Origin of the sequence: Roseovarius sp. ZX-A-9 (genome assembly GCF_028369135.1) — a bacterium.
Taxonomy (GTDB): domain Bacteria; phylum Pseudomonadota; class Alphaproteobacteria; order Rhodobacterales; family Rhodobacteraceae; genus Roseovarius.
The window spans coordinates 98966-115234 of record NZ_JAPWHW010000015.1; the positions used below are offsets into that span (position 1 = coordinate 98966).

Consider the following 16269-nt stretch of genomic DNA (forward strand, 5'->3'; position numbering starts at 1 on the left):
TTGGGCCAGACCGTCAGTGACGCCGTTGCAATTGCTTGGCGCTGACTAGGCGGCCTTTCTGGCGTTCGCGCAGGAATACGAACAGGCCCGAGCCAAGGATCAGAGCGATGCCGACCATCACCAGCGGCGCAGGCCATTCGCCCCAGATCATCCACCCCCAGAAGATCGCCAGCGGCAGCCCGGTATATTCGAACGGCGCGATCGTGCCCGCATCGGCCAGCCGGTAGGCCTGTGCCAGCGCATAGCCGATCACCGCCGAATTCAGCCCCAGCCCGAGGAACAGCCAGACATCGCGCCCTTGCGGCCAAACCCAGGCCCGCAGGAGGAAAATCAGGCTTTCGTTCTCGATCCCGACCGCATAGCGCCCGTCGCCGGCAATGGCCCAGAAAACAAGCGTGACAATGATGAAATTTACCTGGACATAGGCGGTCATAGCAGAGGCTTTTGACGTTGCCCCAAGTTTGCGCGTCAGCAACTGGTTGATCGCGTATGTCAGTGCCGCGAGCAACGGCAGCAGATAGATATACCATGCCGCCGGGCGCGTCTCGCCGCTCTCCCACGGGCGGACCATGATCACCACGCCGACAAAGCCGACAATCACCGCGCCGATGCGCAGCGGGCCGACCTTCTCGCCCAGAAACGGGATGCTGAGCAACGTGATCAGCAGCGGCGCGATAAAGAATATCGCCGTAGTTTCCGCCAATGGCAGCGAAGCCAACGCCGAAAAGAATGTCAGGTTCGCCAGCACCAACATCATGGCGCGCAGCAGGTGCAGGCCGGGTGCGCGGGTTCTCAAAATGTGCCATCCGCCCTCGATCTGCATCAGCATAAGGGTGAACACGATGCCGATGACCGACCGCGTGAACACCATCTGATGCAGCGGATAACCACCGGACAGAAGCTTGATCAGCATATCGTTGATGGAGATCGCCACGATGCCGACGAGGATAAAGCCGATGCCTGCGGCGGGTTTCTGAAGCGCGCCAGAAGGAGGAGAGATCATTCGGTAATCCTTTTCCCGCAGCGCTATCATGGCGCCTCTGGCGGGGGCATGTCCGGTTGCGACATTCTGCCGAGTGGCGATTGGGCTCGCAGTTCGCGCGCCTAGCCGAGTTGCGCCGCGATACGCGTGGCCACGTCCTGCCCGCTTTGCCATGCACCATGCGCTGTGGCCTGCCATTGCGCAGAGAGCGCCTCGCCCGCAAAGGCGACATTGCCAGTATCGGCGGCGATCAGATCGCGTCGCAACTGCGCCGCACCGGGAAGGGCGTGGGAGTAGGAGCCGCCGATAAGCGGGTTGTTCACCCAGTTGGTGCACTGCGCTGCCACGATCAGCTTCGCCACGTCCGGCCCCATCACCGAAATCAGGCGGTCACGGGCAAACACGATCCGGTCGGCGGCGGGCAGTTTCATCAGATCGAAGGCAGGCGTACCCGCGATATGTGCGATCATCGTCGGGATCGGGCCATCTGCGATCTTGAAATCAATAGCGGGCGCGCCGCCGTCGGGATAGATCATCAGGTGGCGAATTTCGCGAAACTCGGCAGGCAGGTTGCTGAGCGCGAAAGCCACTTTCTCGAACGCGCCGCAGGGGAATTGTCGGGCTTTCTCGACAAATTCCGCCGCCGGGCCGGGTGAAAACGCGATCGCGCTACCAGCGAGCACGTTGGTCGACACGGTCACGATGGCCGCCTTCGCGTCGATTGTGCCCGCGCCGGTTTCAACGCGCACACCTCCCGCGCGGTCAGTCACGCCGCTAACCGGCGTGTTAAGGCGGATCGGCAAGCCGTCGGCCATCGCGGCGATCAGCGCGCCATAGCCCGATACCACGGGCCAATCGTGATCGGTGTCGTCATAGTCTGCATACGCAGCAGCGGAATCGGTTTCCGGGTCGTCGCCGATCATCAGTTGCAGGACATGCCGCGCGCCACGCGCCCAGCGTCCGGCATCGGGCAACACGTCGGATATGGCGACGTCGCGACCACGCTCGCCTTCGGTATAGACTGTATCGAAGGCCTGTTGCACAGCCGCGTTGGACGCTGCGACTTCATCCTTCGACGCCAGCGCACCGTCGATCCAGAGCGCACCCGCTTCCCAGCCTGGGTCAGTCAGATATTGCGACCCGAGCCTTTGGGCATGGGCGACCAGTGGGTTCACGTCCGCGCAGTGCAACCAGTGACAGCCATGGTCCCAAGGTGTGCCAAGTGAAGCAGTGTCCGTAAACGCACGCCCGCCAATCCGGTCGGCGCCCTCGACGATCAGAAATGGAATGCCGCGCTGTTGCAGCGCCATGCCCGCGCCGATACCGGCCGCACCGGCCCCGACAATTACAACGTCTGGCGTGCTCATGGTTCGGTTCTCTCCGGGAGGGATGGCTGGGGGGCAGCCTAGTGGAGCACCGCGCCGGGGCGCAAGCTGATTGCGGTTGTGCATTCCCGCAGGGGCAACCCGCACTTGCACGGGACGGTGAATGGGCTAGGGTCCGGCGATGTTTTGAAAGGCCCGGATAGCATGCCCCCGATCGTCAAAGTCGAAAACCTGCAAAAAACCTATGATGGTGGCTTCGAGGCGCTCAAGGGCGTTTCGCTTGAGATTGAGGAAGGCGAGATCATCGCGCTTCTGGGGCCGAACGGCGCGGGCAAGACGACCTTGATTTCCGCGCTGTGCGGCATCACCGGACCGACCGGCGGGCGCGCCGAGGTGGGCGGGCATGACATCATCACCAGCTACCGAAAGGCGCGCGAGATGATCGGCCTTGTGCCGCAGGAGGTGGCGCTGGAACCGTTCGAGAAGGTGATCAACACGGTCAAATTCTCGCGCGGCCTGTTTGGCAAGCAGCGCGACGATGCGCTGATCGAACGGGTGCTGCGTCAACTCAGCCTGTGGGACAAGCGCAACAGCCGCATTCGCGAGCTGTCGGGCGGGATGAAGCGCCGGGTGCTGATTGCCAAGGCGCTCTGCCACGAGCCGCGCGTACTGTTTCTGGATGAACCGACGGCAGGCGTCGATGTGGAACTGCGCCGCGACATGTGGCAGATCGTCGATGGGTTGCGCCGCGAAGGTGTGACGATCATCCTGACGACGCATTACATCGAAGAGGCCGAAGCCATCGCCGACCGTATCGCCGTAATCAACAAGGGCGAGATCCTGCTGGTCGAGGATAAGGCAGCGTTGATGACCCGCATGGGCCGCAAGACATTGCGCATCGACCTGCGCGACCCTGTCGATAAGGTGCCGGATGCGCTGGCAGAATATGACCTCGACCTGTCCGACGACGGGCACAGCCTGAGCTATCATTACGACACGCGCGGCGAAGGCACCGGCATCACGCGGCTTTTGCAAGCGCTGTCTGCCGAGGGGCTGAGCCTGCGCGACATCCAGACTACCCAGAGCAGTCTGGAAGAAATCTTTGTCAGTATGATTCAGGAGAGCGCAGCATGAACTTTCCGGCGATCAGGGCTATCTATAAATATGAAATGGCACGGTTTTTCCGAACATTGATGGAAAGCCTGCTGTCGCCGGTGATTTCCACATCACTCTATTTTGTCGTGTTCGGCGCCGCCATCGGCAGCCGCATCAGCGAGGTCGAGGGCGTCGCCTACGGTGCCTTCATCGTGCCGGGTCTGATCATGCTCAGCGTGATGACACAGGCGATCAGCAACGCATCCTTCGGAATATATTTCCCAAAATTCATCGACACGATATTCGAGATCCTGTCGGCCCCGATCAACTTTTTCGAGATCGTGATCGGCTATGTCGGCGCCGCGGCAACCAAGGCGCTGTTGATCGGCCTCGTCATTCTGGCAACCGCGCATTTCTTTGTGGATATCGAGATACAGCACCCTGTTGCGATGCTGACCTTTCTCGTCCTGACCTGCCTGTCGTTCAGCCTTTTCGGCTTTATCATCGGCATCTGGGCGGAGAACTTTCAGCAGCTCCAGCTGATTCCGCTACTGGTGATCACGCCACTGGTGTTTCTGGGCGGCTCATTCTACTCGATCTCGATGTTGCCACCGGTCTGGCAGACGATTTCGCTGTTCAACCCCATCGTCTATCTGATGTCGGGGTTCCGCTGGTCCTTCTTCGGGCAGGCCGATGTTTCCGTGGGGCTGAGCCTGCTGGCCATCGCGCTCTTCACCGCGATCTGCCTTGGTGTCATCTGGTGGATTTTCAAAACCGGCTATCGAATCAAGTCGTGATATCCTGCGCGATTTCAGCGGCATCGGGCATTTTTTTTCCACAAGAGTGGGTTTGCCACACCCATCGCCTTGTTTGTGGGAGGCTGGCCATCTACATCGTAAAACATGATTGACCGGCCGCTGCTCAAACGCATCTCACCATTTTCAAAGTCGCCGCCACTTGTGGCGTTACTGAGACTGTCAGGAACCATCGGGTCCGGCCCGCGATCCGCGCTGAGCGATGAAGCCATGGGGCCGGTGATCGAAAAGGCATTCCGCAAAGGCAAACCTGCGGCAGTCGCCCTCGTGATCAACTCGCCCGGCGGCTCGCCGGTGCAGTCGTCGTTGATTGCCGGACGCATCCGTCGGCTGGCCGAGGAAAAGGAAATTCCGGTGCACGCCTTTGTCGAGGATGTCGCGGCGTCGGGTGGCTACTGGCTGGCCTGTGCTGCTGATGACATCTGGACCGACCCTGCGTCGATCGTCGGTTCTATCGGGGTCATCTCTGCGGGCTTTGGCCTGCCGGTCTTTCTTGCACGGCAGGGCGTGGAGCGGCGGGTCTACACCTCGGGCAAATCCAAGTCACAGCTCGACCCGTTCCAACCCGAAAAGAAAGAGGACGTGGAGCGGCTCAAGGGCCTGCTGGAAGATATGCACACGGTCTTCATCGACTATGTAAAGGCCCGTCGGGGTGCCAAGCTGAGCAATGATGGCTCGCTGTTTTCAGGCGAATTCTGGCTGGGCGGGCGCGCGACAGAACTGGGTCTTGTCGACGGGCAGGCCGATGTCATGACCAAGCTGCGCGCGCTTTATGGCAGGGATGTCCGCATCGCGCGCTATGGCCGCAAGCGGGGCCTGTTTTCGCGGTTTGGTGCCAATATCGCACAGGACGCCATCGCGGCCGTCGAGGACCGCGCCAGTTTTGCGCGATATGGGCTCTGAATCAGCATGATCATCAAGATCGTTACACTCTTTCTGGTCGGCATGGGCGTTCTGGCCATGTTCGGGCGGTTGCGGTTTCCGGGTCAGAAACGTCTGGCGGCCGCCAAGTGCCCGGACTGTGGCAAGTTTCGTATCGGCAAGGGTCCATGCGGTTGCCGGAAAGGGCTGAAATAGGATGACGGATGCGCTCGCATCGACATTGTCGGTCTGGCTCTTTGTCGGGTTGGGTTTGGTAATTCTGCTGCTGGCGGGCGATGCGCTGGTCAAGGGAGCGGTGAACCTCAGCCTGCGCGTGGGTATCCCCGCGCTGATTGTCAGCCTGACGATCGTGGCGTTCGGAACCTCCGCACCAGAGCTGCTGGTTTCGGTCAATGCAGTGATTATGGGCAAGCCGGGGCTGGCGCTGGGCAATGTTGTCGGTTCGAATACTGCCAACATCCTGCTGGTGCTCGGCGTGCCCGCGATACTCACGGCGCTGCACACCAGTGGATGCGACACCCGCAAGACCTTTGTCTTCATGCTGGGCTCCACGGCGCTGTTCATCGGCCTGGCCTTTTTCGGGACCTTCACGGCAATCTCGGGCGCGGTGCTGCTGGCGGGGCTGGCCTACATGCTGGGCGGCGCGTTTCTTGATGCCCGGAGCCATCGCCGCGCTGCCTGTGCCGCAGATCTGGAAAACGTCGAGGGTGCGGACCCCAACATGCCCTGGTGGCAGATCGTGGTGTTCCTGATCCTCGGGTTGGTTGGTCTGCCCTTGGGGGCCGACCTGCTGGTGGACAACGCATCGATCATCGCTGCCAGCTACGGGGTTAGCGACGGTGTCATCGGCCTGACACTGGTTGCGTTGGGCACATCGCTGCCGGAACTGGCGACCACGGTTATGGCGGCACTACGTAGACAGGCGGATGTGGCCCTAGGCAATGTGATCGGGTCGAACATCTTCAACCTGCTGGGGATCATCGGGATTGCCTCCTTGGTCGGCCCGATCCCCGTCGACCCCGAATTCCTGCAATTCGATCTCTGGGTGATGCTTGGTGCATCGCTGCTGCTGGTGCCATTCGTATTCTGGGGGCGTGATATCACCCGTCCCTGGGGCGTTGGCTTGACGGTGGCCTATCTGGGCTACATCACCATTATATTGGTCTGAGACGTCACAGCGGCAAAGGAGGTCACATGAAACGTGCGCTCGTTACAGGCGGGGGCAGGCGGTTGGGTCGTGCCATAGCGCTGGAGCTGGCAGGAGAGGGTTGCGACGTGGCCGTGCATTACGCCACGTCCCGCACCGAAGCCGAGGCGGTCGCGGAAGAGATTCGCACTCTTGGGCGTCTTGCCATCACATTGCAGGCCGATCTTCTGGACGAGTCGCAGGTCACGCCGCTGGTCGGACGCGCTGCCGCCGCGCTGGGTGGGCCGCTGACGGTGCTGATCAACAATGCCTCGATATTCGAGAACGACACGCTCGCGGACGCAACGCGCCTCAGCTGGGACCGGCACATGGAAAGCAATCTGCGCGCGCCCGTTGTCCTGACGCAGATGTTCGCGGCCCAGGTGCCCGACCCGGCGATGGATGCGCGCGGCGAGCCGGTGGCACAGGGGCTGGTTGTCAATATGATCGACCAGCGCGTGCTCAAGCTGACACCGCAATTCATGAGCTACACGATAGCCAAGATGGGCCTCTGGGCCTTTACCCGAACGGCAGCACAGGCGCTGGCGCCCCGGGTGCGCGTCAACGGAATCGGGCCGGGTCCGACCTTGCAGGCCAAGCATCAGTCCGAGCCCGAGTTTTCGGCGCAGCGGGCGGCCACTTTGCTGCGGCGCGGCGCTGATCCTGAGGATATCACGGGCGCACTGCGTTACCTGTTGGGCGCGCGGGCCGTCACAGGGCAGATTCTGGCTGTGGATGGTGGCCAGCACCTGGTCTGGCAGACGGCGGATGTGGTGGCGGGCGGGTGACGCAGGGTTAATCGAGAAAAGTTTTGCACCGGCCCGAGGAACGCAGGAAAGGTGTTAAGAAAATCTCTAATGTTATCAATAATTTGCGATGCTGTGTTTAAAATATAATGTAAAAACAACATGTTGTGCCGCTGCCTAAAAATTAGGCAAAGTAACGAAGCCAGCCATATACAACGAAAATATCAGCTTGGAACAAACTTACCCGCAGAGTTATCCACAGAAACCGTGGACAGGATTACCCTTGTGCCGGTCTCAGGAAGGTTGCAGCGCCCGAAGAGAATCATGAAGCGGTTTGCATGAGATCCCAGGCGCAGATCAGCCGCGAAACGCCCACGACATTGAAAGGGGAGGCTTTTGAACTTTCCCTGATTCAAGAACAGGGCAAAAGGCTTTACAATTGTTGTCATGACCGAAGAAACCCCGACCGAGCCCACCCTTACGGGTCACGAACTGATCCAGTCCTACCTGCGCACGCTGGGCACAGGGCCGGGTGTCTATCGCATGCTCGATGCCCAGGCGCGGGTGCTTTATGTCGGCAAAGCCCGCAACCTCAGGGCGCGGGTCAGCAGCTATTCGCGACCCACCGGGCATACCGGACGGATCGCGCGGATGATCGACGCGACTGCGGCGATGATGTTCCTGACCACTGCCACCGAGACCGAGGCGCTGCTGCTGGAGCAGAACCTGATCAAGCAGCTCAAGCCGAAATACAACGTATTGCTGCGCGACGATAAAAGCTTTCCCAACATCCTGGTGACCAAGGATCACGATTTCCCGATGATCAAGAAGCATCGCGGGGCCAAGCGGGAGAAGGGCACCTATTACGGCCCCTTCGCAAGTGCGGGGGCGGTCAACCGAACTCTGGCGCAGCTACTGCGCGTGTTCCAGTTGCGCAATTGCACCGATGCCGTGTTTGCAAGCCGCACGCGCCCCTGCCTGCAATACCAGATCAAACGCTGCACCGCGCCCTGCGTCGGATACATCTCCAAGGCGGAATACGCCGCGCAGGTCGGAGATGCCGAGCGGTACCTCAGCGGACGCTCGACCGAGATACAAGAGAAGCTGGCAGCCCAGATGCAGGAAGCGTCGGCCGAAATGGAGTTTGAGCGCGCTGCAGCCCTGCGCGACCGGATCAAGGCGCTGACCCAAGTACAGACAGCGCAGGGGATCAACCCGCGTACCGTGGACGAGGCGGACGTGATCGCGCTCCATCTGGAAAATGGTCAGGCCTGCGTGCAGGTGTTTTTCATCCGTGCGGGGCAGAACTGGGGCAACCGCGATTTCTATCCACGGGTGGGGCCGGATGTCGAAGAGGCCGAGGCGCTGGAGGCGTTTATCGGCCAGTTCTACGACACCAAGGAGCCGCCCAGACAGTTGATCCTGTCACATCCGATCGAAAACCCCGATCTGATGGCCGAGGCGCTGACCGGCAAACTGGGCCGCAAGGTCGAATTGCTGGTGCCTAAGCGGGGCGAAAAGGCCGAACTGGTGGATGGGGCGATGCGCAACGCCCGCGAAAGCCTGGCGCGCAAGATGGCCGAGAGCGCGACCCAGGCCAAGCTGCTGCGTGGCGTCGCCGACGCTTTTGGGTTGGACTCGCCGCCGCAGCGGATCGAAGTCTACGACAACTCTCATATCCAGGGCGCCTTTGCCGTGGGGGCGATGATCGTGGCGGGCCCCGAGGGGCTGATGAAAAACCAGTATCGTAAGTATAATATCCGTGGTGACGATCTGACCCCCGGCGATGATTTCGGCATGATGAAAGAAGTGCTGACTCGCCGGTTCAAGCGCCTGCTGAAAGACGACCCCGCGCGCGACAAGGGGCTGTGGCCCGACCTGCTGCTGATCGATGGCGGTGCGGGACAGGTCAGCGCGGTACAGCAGATCATGGACGAGATGGGCGTGGCAGACGTGCCGATGGTGGGCGTCGCCAAGGGTATCGACCGCGATCAGGGCAAGGAAGAATTCTACCGAACCGGCCAGCGCGTGATGGCGTTGCAACGCAATGATCCGGTGCTCTATTTTATCCAGCGCCTGCGCGACGAGGCGCACCGCTTTGCCATTGGCACGCACCGCGCGAAACGGGCCAAGGCCGTGGGCGCGACACCGCTTGACGACGTGCCCGGCGTGGGGGCCGCCCGCAAGCGCGCCCTGCTGGCGCATTTCGGATCGGCCAAGGCCGTGAGTCGCGCCAACCTTGCCGATCTCAAAGCGGTTGACGGTGTTTCGGCGGCTCTGGCGCAGCGGCTCTACGACTTTTTTCACGAGAAAGGCTGAGTGCCGGAATAAAGGTGCTTTCCTCTCTGTTTTCCAAATAAAAAACAGGCACGCGGTTGCAACGTTCCGGGCTTTAATCGCGTCAGCAACAAGGATAGACATAACACCATGAAATGGACCGTCCCGAATATGCTCACTTTGCTCCGCCTTCTGGCGGCGCCAGGGGTTGCGGTCATGTTCCTCTATTTTCAGCGCCCCTATGCCGACTGGTACGCGCTGCTGCTTTTCGTCACCGCGGCGGTCACCGACTGGTTCGATGGCTATCTCGCGCGCACATGGCGGCAGGAAACACGTCTTGGCGCGATGCTCGATCCGATCGCGGACAAGGCGATGGTGGTGATTGCGCTGATGGTGATAACGGGCTTTTCCGGAATGAATCCTTGGTTCCTGCTGCCGGCCACCGTCATCATGTTCCGCGAAGTTTTTGTATCGGGGCTGCGTGAATTCCTGGGTGACACGGCGGGCACGCTCAAGGTCACGAAGCTTGCCAAGTGGAAGACCACCTTGCAGATGGTCGCCATCGCCGTGTTGTTTACCACCGGCGTGTTCGAGCATAACATGCTCGACAGGACGCTTGGCATGGATACGGGGATGGTCGACGATATCATGGCCGGCCGAAGGGCCGATTATGTCGGGCTGATGTGGAATTACTACGCGGCGATGGTTGCGTGGTGGAGTGGGGTGCTGCTCCTGTGGCTGGCCGCTGCGCTGACGCTTGTCACCGGCTGGGACTACCTGATGAAGTCCTTGCCGTATCTCAAGGATGAAACCTGATGGACGTTCTCTATTTTGCATGGGTGCGCGAGAGGATCGGCCTGCCGCGCGAAACTGTAGAAACCGAGGCCGAAACCGTACAGGATCTGGTGAATGAATTGCGCCGCCGCGAGAGGCGCTATGATCTTGCGTTCTCCGACACCAGCGCGCTGCGCGTGGCGGTGGATCAGGAGTTGTGCGATTTCGACATGCCGCTCAAGGGCGCGCGCGAGGTGGCGTTCTTTCCGCCGATGACCGGGGGCTGAGCCTTGGATATCCGCGTGCAGGAAGCCGCTTTTGATCTCGGGGCAGAGGCGAATGCCTTTGTCGCGCGGCAACGCGGTGTGGGCGCGATCGTCACCTTTACTGGCATTGTTCGCGATCTTGACGATGCGCCGTTGCACCACATGCAGATCGAGCATTATCCCGGCATGACCGAAAAGGCGCTGAGCAAGATTGCCGAGGACGCCGCCGGGCGCTGGGCGCTGGGCGATATCCTGATCCTGCACCGCTATGGCCGGTTGGCCCCGGATGATGCGATCATGATGGTTGCGACCGCGTCCCGCCATCGCCGGGATGCTTTCGAGGCGGCGATGTTTCTGATGGATTTCCTCAAATCCCGCGCACCTTTCTGGAAGAAGGAAGAGACGGCGGAGGGGGCGGATTGGGTTGCGGCCAAGGCCGACGATGAGGCTGCGCTTAAGGACTGGACGTAAGGACTGAGCCCGTCCCACAGGTCTCTATTCTAGGCGCGCGTCGGACATGAGCGCGGGCTTGTGACGCTGGGTTACAACCGCGACGACTTGCCGCCGGGAGGGAACGCTGCAAAGCTTCGCGTTCGACCTAGTGCTGAGCAAGGCGGAGTGAGCCGATGAATGACATCATTTCAGAGTACGTGGCGCAGCTGACGCCAAAGGCGGCGGGCGCGATCCGGGGGACCGCCAAACTGGTCATCACAGGCGAAGGTGCCGTGATGCTGGACGAGACCGGCGCGCGCGCCGGGGACGAAGCGGCAGATGTCACGTTGCATGCCAGCGATGCGGTTTTCCGCGCGATCCTCTCTGGGGATCAAAACCCGGTGATGGCCTTCATGTCGGGCAAGCTGAAGGTCGATGGCAACACGCAGCGTGCGCTCAAGGTCAGCGCAATCCTGACCTCCTGACAGGTTTCTCGCCTCAAATGGGGTGCGGGCGAACCACTATCCACCTCAACTCTTTTCGCCTGACCCGTCCTTCATGGCCGACAGCATCAGCATCAGCGCATCGGACTGGTTGCGCGTCATGTATGTGCCCATGATCAGATCGAGCAGCACCTCGGGCTCACCGCGCAGACGCAGCACGTCCTCTGCGTTCATGCCGTGGGACAATTTGCAGCTGACCTCGGTATAAAAGGTTTCGTTGAGATACCTGGCCCAGCCCGAAATGCGGGGGGTTTCGGCGCTGACCAGCACCTCCTGCACGGCTTCACGCAGGCTGAGGTCGATCCCGTCGCACGGCATCGCCTGGGCCGCGCCCGCCAGCAGGAATGGTGCCGCGATGAGGGCCCTGATTGCATGTTTCATGTCTGAACCTCCGGTTTGGGGGTGCCGCCTTGCGGCACGTCGTTGCGTACCTGCGCCAGATACTCGGCAAAGAATTTTTCGATCGTGCCATGCGACTGAACGATCTTCGAATAATATGGGGTCGCCACGCGGGTAAGAAAACCGGCGGCCTCCAGGCATTCGATCACGCGCCGCCCTGTTTCCGGCGAGAATAACATGATCGTGAGCCGCTGGATGTCGGCCTGATCGAGGCCGGGCGTGGCCGAGAGCAGGTTTGCCTTCGCCTTGTGCACCTGGATCATGCTGAAAACCCCGCGTTTGAGGCGCGGCACCTCCAGCCCCATCAGTTTGCGCCGCTCGTCACTAGCGATCAGGTCGTTCAGCTGACGGTTGTGGCTCAGGATATAGGCCTCCAGCTTGTTGGGGTGGGCAATCAGGTCGAATGCGCTCAGCAAAAAGAAGAACTCGCTGAGTACAAACACATTCTCACTGCGCAGCTTTTGCAGCAGCAACGGATCACTATCGATGGAAGCGCGGCAAAGTTTGTTGTGGAAATCTGTTTTTGCCCGGCGCAAACTCTCAAGTGTGCATATGTCAGTTTGGTCCATCATCCTGCTACTCAGATAAGGGAAGGCGTCACGGAATGGAAATGCCAACTAGAAATTAGTCGACTTACTTAAAATCAGTTTAGCCCACCCACATTGAGTAGCAAGCGCGCATGGCCTATCTTTGGCTCACACGACACGCAACCCGAGCCAAAACGTAGAAGGGGACCAATACCATGTTCAAAGCCATTAAGTTTACCGCCGCCGCCGCTCTGATCGGGGTTGCAGGCGTTGCATTCGCCGACACGGCCAATCTTGACAGTTTTCGCGCGCTGAGCGCGGTCGAAGTGGCCGAAACCGAGATGATCGCCACGCTGAAACCGATCGCCGTGGCGGACGAGGCCAGCGCGGCCAAGGGCGTGCTGACCGCAGGCGACCGCATCGCGTTCGAGCTGAGCGGCGTTGAGGGGGCCAAGATCTACATCCTGAACATGGACAGCACCGGGACGATTCAGATGATCTATCCCAACAAATTCGTCGAAGGCGGCGAGGCGCAGACCGCAGATACGATGATGGTGCCCGCAGAAGGCGCGAATTATGAATTCGAAGTCAGCGGCGCAGGCGGGGCGGAAGTGGTCAAGGTGATCGCGATCGACGGCGAAAGCAGCGCGTTCGAGGCACTTGTCGCTTCGCTCTTCGACACTGAAAAGGCCTTTCCGCGTGCGATCCAACCCGCCGAGACGACCACCGATGCCCTGAGCGCATTCTTTGAATCCGCAGGCGACACGAAAATCCGGAACGCGACGTTGGAATATGTCATCGCCAAGTAACCGGGACCGGGCCACAGGAGGTATCGAAATGCCCAGCATTTCCAAAAACCGATACGCCGGGCGCGTCATGCAGGCGGCGACCCTCACGGTGCTGATGGTCGCAGGCCATGCGGCTAGCGCGGATGCGGGTTGCGACGATGTGCCGACTCTCATGACCGAAGCGGCGAACAAGGCGCAGATACATTGCGCGCTCAGCCGCGCGCGGGCCAGCTCATCGGCGCGGGCGATTTCGATCGTCGAGACCGAGCCAGAGTTGGACGCGGTAAGCTTTGCCATCAATTTCGAGTTTGGCAGCGCCGTTCTGACGCCCGCGTCGCAGGCGTTGCTAAGCAAGGTGGCCGAAGTGATCGCCGAGGATGAGGCGCTGCGCGAGTCCGCGTTTTTCATTGACGGGCATACCGATGCCGTGGGCGCGTCCCAGGACAATCAGGTTCTTGGGCAGGAGCGCGCAGCGGCAGCAGCGAGCTATTTGCTGTCCGATGTGGATTTTGCGCTCTCGCTCCGGGTTCGCAGCTTTGGTGAAGACCGATTGCTGGATCCCGCTGACCCCAATTCGGCTCGCAACCGGCGGGTCGAAATCACCCCTGTAGCAGTGGAGTAACCAACATGTCTGAGGTTCGGGAAAATCGGTGGCCCATGTGGCGAGATGGCAGGCTGGCGCTGTTGCTGGGAGCGGCGTTCCTGGTGCAGGGCTGCACGAATGCCATGCCGCAATACAGCGGGCCCAAGCCGCAGCCCGCCGATCAGGTGGTCGCCCCTGCGCCCACCCCCGGCCCGACGAAAAAAGCGGTTGCTACCACAACCAGAAAGGCGACGCCGAAAGTGACCAAGAGTGCCTCAGCCGTCCCGGCGCGTCAGGATCTGGCGCTGAATGTTCTCTACTACGTTCGCATCATGGTCCCCGCGGGCAGCGACTTGACCGTGCGCGCCGACGGTGCAGGGGGGGTGGCCCCTTCTGTCACATCGATCAAGACGAAAGGTGGACCGCCCTACGCGATGAGCATTCCGGTCAGCGCCGCGGCCGACGCCTATCCGATGACCATTGATGCCACGCTGAACTCGACCATCGGACATGTCTTGACCGGTACTGTCACGCTGGCGGAAAAAACCGACAAGCCGGTCGAAATTGTTCTGGCCCCCAAATCCGAGTAAGAAAGCGTATATTATGAAGAAATTTTTACTAAGAACACTTTGCTGCGGTGCGGTTGCCGTCGCACCGATGGCGGGTTCAGCAGCCTGTATCGACGCGTATATGACCGGGCTCAAGGAATTCGAACAGGGGCAGACCGTGTCCAAGCCCAGTTTCCGGGTGAATGAGTTGCTGGTGCTGTGCTTCACGCCCAATCAGTCGGGGTTCGTATCGGTTTTTGACGCGCCGATCGAGGGCGATTTTCAGCAACTCTACCCCAATGTACTGACCCACCCGGATGGCGAAACCTATGCTGAGGTCGAGGCGGGCAAGCAGTATTGCTTTGGCGGGCGCGACACGTTTCCGCTCTATCATCCGCCCGAGGAGGGCATCGGTGTCGGCAAGATCTCGATTACGCTGACCAGCCGCGAGGATTATCAGCTGGACGGTGACGACTATGCGATCCCGGGGCAGAAGGTCACCAAGTCGACCATGAACCTGCATCTGAGCAATCACCAGAAATCGCAGGCGAAATGTTCTGCCCGCGACGTGACTTACCTTGATTACCGCATCACGAATTGATCGGAGAAATTTATGAAAAAGCTGTTCAAAAACATTGTTGTAACGGCAACGCTCAGCCTAGGGATGGTCAGCGCGGTGATCGCGCAGACGCAGATGGAATGCGTCGATCCCAAGTCCGATCAACCGACCTTGCGGATCGTGAACGGCGATCGAGCCAAGGCAAGCGACTGGCCGTTTATCGTCGGGCTGTATCACACAGGCGCGAAAATTCAGTATTGCGGTGGATCTCTGATCAATCAGCAATGGGTGCTGACGGCGGCGCATTGCTGGGGTGAGGGTAACGAAGACCCCTCGGCGACGCTGGCCCTGCGTGCGGGTAGCGATGGTAAACTTGATCCGAAAGGCCGCAGCATATCCAAGCTGTTCGTGCATCCCGGTTACGATCCGAACGATGCCAACGTGCATGACATCGCGCTTTTGAAACTCAGCAGCCCGTTCGACATGCCGAACAGCCAGTTGGCAATCCTGCCGTCCAAAAAAGTCGAGGCCAAGCTGGCACCGACCAGGACATGCAGCGAGGTAGCCGGCTGGGGTGCGCTGGAATTCGGTGCCGATGGCGGCTCGAAATACCTGATGTCGGTTGATGTTCAGCAACTGCCCACCGATGTCTGCCGCGAAAGCTATGGTGGGCAGATCCGTCCGGGCGCCGGGCCGCATCTCTGCGCGGGTTACAAGGAAGGTGGCAAGGACAGCTGCCAGGGCGATAGCGGCGGGCCGCTGATCGTGCGCGACGGGCCGACGGGTTTCTTGCAGGTCGGTGTGGTCAGCTTTGGTCGCGGCTGCGCGTGGGAAGGGTTCCCGGGGGTTTATGCCCGGGTGTCGGACCACCGTGACTGGATTTTCCAGACGGTCGAAGCGAACTGAGCAAAGCGATGGATCGGATAAGGACATTTCTGTCGGCATGCACTCTGGCATTCGGCCTAGGTGCAGCAACAGCCGCCGCGGCCCAATGCGCCGGTCCCTATCAGTTCGACGTGGATGAGATGGACGACAGCGTCTTCAAGCAGGTGCTGGTCACCACGCGGGACGACATCGAGCGTTTCTTCGATTTTCGTTTCGATGCCTTCTGCATGGACGAGGAAGAATACGGCGCCTATTTCGACGTGCGGGAAAATACCCTGGTTGTCGGCACCGAGTTTTTTCTCGATGTGGCCAACCCGCCCGGCAATATCAACCGGGCGATCGCGGTCATCGCGCATGAGGCGGCGCATGCCTTTCAGACCAAGCATGGCCTTTTGAACATGCTGATCGAAACCAACCCGCACCGGGTCAAATGCATAGAGCTGCACGCCGATTTCCTGGCCGGAGGCTACATGGGGTGGCGCGCGCGACTCTACGACATCACGCTGTCGAACATGACCGAGATGTTTTATTCCTTGGGCGACAGCCAGACCGGCAGCGAAGGCCATCACGGATTGGGAGCCGAGCGGTTCTTGTCATTTCGGCAAGGATTCCAAACGGTAACGGACGATGAAATTACACTTTCAAGTATGGGGATTGCTTATGTTTCTCAAGCAAAATGCGATTAAAGCGAGAGCCA

The 16269-nt window shown here is 60.3% G+C and carries 21 protein-coding genes; 17 read left to right on the top strand and 4 right to left on the bottom strand.

Translation table 11 applies throughout. From position 1 onward, the window contains the following. Positions 1-13 precede the first annotated feature (13 nt). Both O3306_RS15115 and O3306_RS15120 read right to left on the bottom strand, forming a co-directional pair. On the bottom strand, positions 14-1003 hold the full coding sequence (locus O3306_RS15115) for a DMT family transporter (RefSeq protein ID WP_272008813.1): 990 nt from the start codon (positions 1001-1003) through the stop codon (positions 14-16). A 101-nt stretch (positions 1004-1104) separates the two neighbouring features. After that, positions 1105-2349: a flavin monoamine oxidase family protein gene (locus tag O3306_RS15120; protein WP_272008815.1), complete on the bottom strand. Its 1245-nt coding sequence runs from the start codon at positions 2347-2349 to the stop codon at positions 1105-1107. Between the two features lie 162 nt (positions 2350-2511). On the opposite strand from O3306_RS15120, the gene O3306_RS15125 reads away from it, so the two are divergent. From O3306_RS15125 to O3306_RS15175, 11 genes are all read left to right on the top strand, one after another. Then, complete coding sequence (locus O3306_RS15125; RefSeq protein WP_272008816.1) at positions 2512-3441, top strand: ABC transporter ATP-binding protein; 930 nt, start codon at positions 2512-2514, stop codon at positions 3439-3441. Next, positions 3438-4199: an ABC transporter permease gene (locus O3306_RS15130; protein ID WP_272008818.1), complete on the top strand. Its 762-nt coding sequence runs from the start codon at positions 3438-3440 to the stop codon at positions 4197-4199. The genes O3306_RS15125 and O3306_RS15130 overlap by 4 nt, the downstream gene beginning before the upstream one ends. Before the next feature lie 105 nt (positions 4200-4304). Further along, positions 4305-5120, top strand: coding sequence for a S49 family peptidase (locus O3306_RS15135; protein ID WP_272008820.1), 816 nt, complete (start codon positions 4305-4307; stop codon positions 5118-5120). Between the two features lie 6 nt (positions 5121-5126). Continuing rightward, positions 5127-5294, top strand: a complete 168-nt coding sequence (locus O3306_RS15140; protein ID WP_272008821.1) for a hypothetical protein — start codon at positions 5127-5129, stop codon at positions 5292-5294. A gap of 1 nt (position 5295) precedes the next feature. Further along, complete coding sequence (locus tag O3306_RS15145; protein ID WP_272008823.1) at positions 5296-6267, top strand: calcium/sodium antiporter; 972 nt, start codon at positions 5296-5298, stop codon at positions 6265-6267. Between the two features lie 26 nt (positions 6268-6293). Next, positions 6294-7073 (top strand): SDR family oxidoreductase, encoded by a 780-nt coding sequence (locus O3306_RS15150; protein WP_272008824.1) that lies wholly within the window; start codon positions 6294-6296, stop codon positions 7071-7073. A gap of 405 nt (positions 7074-7478) precedes the next feature. After that, the gene (gene uvrC / locus O3306_RS15155) at positions 7479-9350 is read left to right on the top strand and encodes an excinuclease ABC subunit UvrC (RefSeq protein WP_272008827.1); all 1872 of its coding nucleotides are present in this window, start codon (positions 7479-7481) and stop codon (positions 9348-9350) included. Positions 9351-9458: 108 nt separating this feature from the next. Further along, positions 9459-10124, top strand: coding sequence for a CDP-diacylglycerol--glycerol-3-phosphate 3-phosphatidyltransferase (gene pgsA / locus O3306_RS15160; RefSeq protein ID WP_272008829.1), 666 nt, complete (start codon positions 9459-9461; stop codon positions 10122-10124). After that, entirely contained in the window at positions 10121-10369 is a 249-nt protein-coding gene (moaD, locus tag O3306_RS15165; RefSeq protein ID WP_272008873.1) for a molybdopterin converting factor subunit 1, read from the top strand. Before pgsA ends, moaD begins: the two co-directional genes overlap by 4 nt. Before the next feature lie 3 nt (positions 10370-10372). Further along, a complete protein-coding gene (locus O3306_RS15170) occupies positions 10373-10819 on the top strand; it encodes a molybdenum cofactor biosynthesis protein MoaE (RefSeq protein WP_272008831.1) in 447 nt (148 codons plus the stop codon). A 155-nt stretch (positions 10820-10974) separates the two neighbouring features. Then, positions 10975-11265, top strand: a complete 291-nt coding sequence (locus O3306_RS15175; protein WP_272008833.1) for an SCP2 sterol-binding domain-containing protein — start codon at positions 10975-10977, stop codon at positions 11263-11265. Positions 11266-11310: 45 nt separating this feature from the next. Here the strand turns inward: O3306_RS15175 and O3306_RS15180 are convergent, their stop codons facing one another. Both O3306_RS15180 and O3306_RS15185 read right to left on the bottom strand, forming a co-directional pair. Further along, a complete protein-coding gene (locus tag O3306_RS15180) occupies positions 11311-11664 on the bottom strand; it encodes a hypothetical protein (RefSeq protein WP_272008835.1) in 354 nt (117 codons plus the stop codon). Continuing rightward, positions 11661-12299 (bottom strand): hypothetical protein, encoded by a 639-nt coding sequence (locus tag O3306_RS15185; protein WP_272008837.1) that lies wholly within the window; start codon positions 12297-12299, stop codon positions 11661-11663. Before O3306_RS15185 ends, O3306_RS15180 begins: the two co-directional genes overlap by 4 nt. A 125-nt stretch (positions 12300-12424) precedes the next feature. Between O3306_RS15185 and O3306_RS15190 the strand changes: the two genes are divergently transcribed. From O3306_RS15190 to O3306_RS15215, 6 genes are all read left to right on the top strand, one after another. Continuing rightward, entirely contained in the window at positions 12425-13018 is a 594-nt protein-coding gene (locus O3306_RS15190) for a DUF4384 domain-containing protein (protein WP_272008839.1), read from the top strand. A gap of 28 nt (positions 13019-13046) precedes the next feature. Then, a complete protein-coding gene (locus tag O3306_RS15195; RefSeq protein ID WP_272008841.1) occupies positions 13047-13619 on the top strand; it encodes an OmpA family protein in 573 nt (190 codons plus the stop codon). 5 nt (positions 13620-13624) lie between these two features. Beyond that, positions 13625-14170: a hypothetical protein gene (locus O3306_RS15200; RefSeq protein WP_272008843.1), complete on the top strand. Its 546-nt coding sequence runs from the start codon at positions 13625-13627 to the stop codon at positions 14168-14170. A gap of 67 nt (positions 14171-14237) precedes the next feature. Further along, positions 14238-14729, top strand: coding sequence for a hypothetical protein (locus tag O3306_RS15205; RefSeq protein ID WP_272008845.1), 492 nt, complete (start codon positions 14238-14240; stop codon positions 14727-14729). A 12-nt stretch (positions 14730-14741) separates the two neighbouring features. Further along, positions 14742-15593, top strand: a complete 852-nt coding sequence (locus O3306_RS15210) for a S1 family serine peptidase (protein ID WP_272008846.1) — start codon at positions 14742-14744, stop codon at positions 15591-15593. 119 nt (positions 15594-15712) lie between these two features. Next, on the top strand, positions 15713-16258 hold the full coding sequence (locus O3306_RS15215) for a hypothetical protein (RefSeq protein ID WP_272008848.1): 546 nt from the start codon (positions 15713-15715) through the stop codon (positions 16256-16258). Positions 16259-16269: the final 11 nt, after the last annotated feature.

Coding starts and splice junctions, on each gene's coding strand:
- O3306_RS15115 (WP_272008813.1), bottom strand. CDS start 1,003: ATGATCTCTCCTCCTTCTGGCGCGCTTCAGAAACCCGCCGCAGGCATC.
- O3306_RS15205 (WP_272008845.1), top strand. CDS start 14,238: ATGGCGGGTTCAGCAGCCTGTATCGACGCGTATATGACCGGGCTCAAG.
- pgsA (WP_272008829.1), top strand. CDS start 9,459: ATGAAATGGACCGTCCCGAATATGCTCACTTTGCTCCGCCTTCTGGCG.
- O3306_RS15145 (WP_272008823.1), top strand. CDS start 5,296: ATGACGGATGCGCTCGCATCGACATTGTCGGTCTGGCTCTTTGTCGGG.
- O3306_RS15210 (WP_272008846.1), top strand. CDS start 14,742: ATGAAAAAGCTGTTCAAAAACATTGTTGTAACGGCAACGCTCAGCCTA.
- O3306_RS15140 (WP_272008821.1), top strand. CDS start 5,127: ATGATCATCAAGATCGTTACACTCTTTCTGGTCGGCATGGGCGTTCTG.
- O3306_RS15190 (WP_272008839.1), top strand. CDS start 12,425: ATGTTCAAAGCCATTAAGTTTACCGCCGCCGCCGCTCTGATCGGGGTT.
- O3306_RS15135 (WP_272008820.1), top strand. CDS start 4,305: ATGATTGACCGGCCGCTGCTCAAACGCATCTCACCATTTTCAAAGTCG.
- O3306_RS15215 (WP_272008848.1), top strand. CDS start 15,713: ATGGACGACAGCGTCTTCAAGCAGGTGCTGGTCACCACGCGGGACGAC.
- O3306_RS15120 (WP_272008815.1), bottom strand. CDS start 2,349: ATGAGCACGCCAGACGTTGTAATTGTCGGGGCCGGTGCGGCCGGTATC.
- O3306_RS15125 (WP_272008816.1), top strand. CDS start 2,512: ATGCCCCCGATCGTCAAAGTCGAAAACCTGCAAAAAACCTATGATGGT.
- O3306_RS15195 (WP_272008841.1), top strand. CDS start 13,047: ATGCCCAGCATTTCCAAAAACCGATACGCCGGGCGCGTCATGCAGGCG.
- O3306_RS15180 (WP_272008835.1), bottom strand. CDS start 11,664: ATGAAACATGCAATCAGGGCCCTCATCGCGGCACCATTCCTGCTGGCG.
- O3306_RS15150 (WP_272008824.1), top strand. CDS start 6,294: ATGAAACGTGCGCTCGTTACAGGCGGGGGCAGGCGGTTGGGTCGTGCC.
- O3306_RS15175 (WP_272008833.1), top strand. CDS start 10,975: ATGAATGACATCATTTCAGAGTACGTGGCGCAGCTGACGCCAAAGGCG.
- O3306_RS15130 (WP_272008818.1), top strand. CDS start 3,438: ATGAACTTTCCGGCGATCAGGGCTATCTATAAATATGAAATGGCACGG.
- uvrC (WP_272008827.1), top strand. CDS start 7,479: ATGACCGAAGAAACCCCGACCGAGCCCACCCTTACGGGTCACGAACTG.
- O3306_RS15200 (WP_272008843.1), top strand. CDS start 13,625: ATGTCTGAGGTTCGGGAAAATCGGTGGCCCATGTGGCGAGATGGCAGG.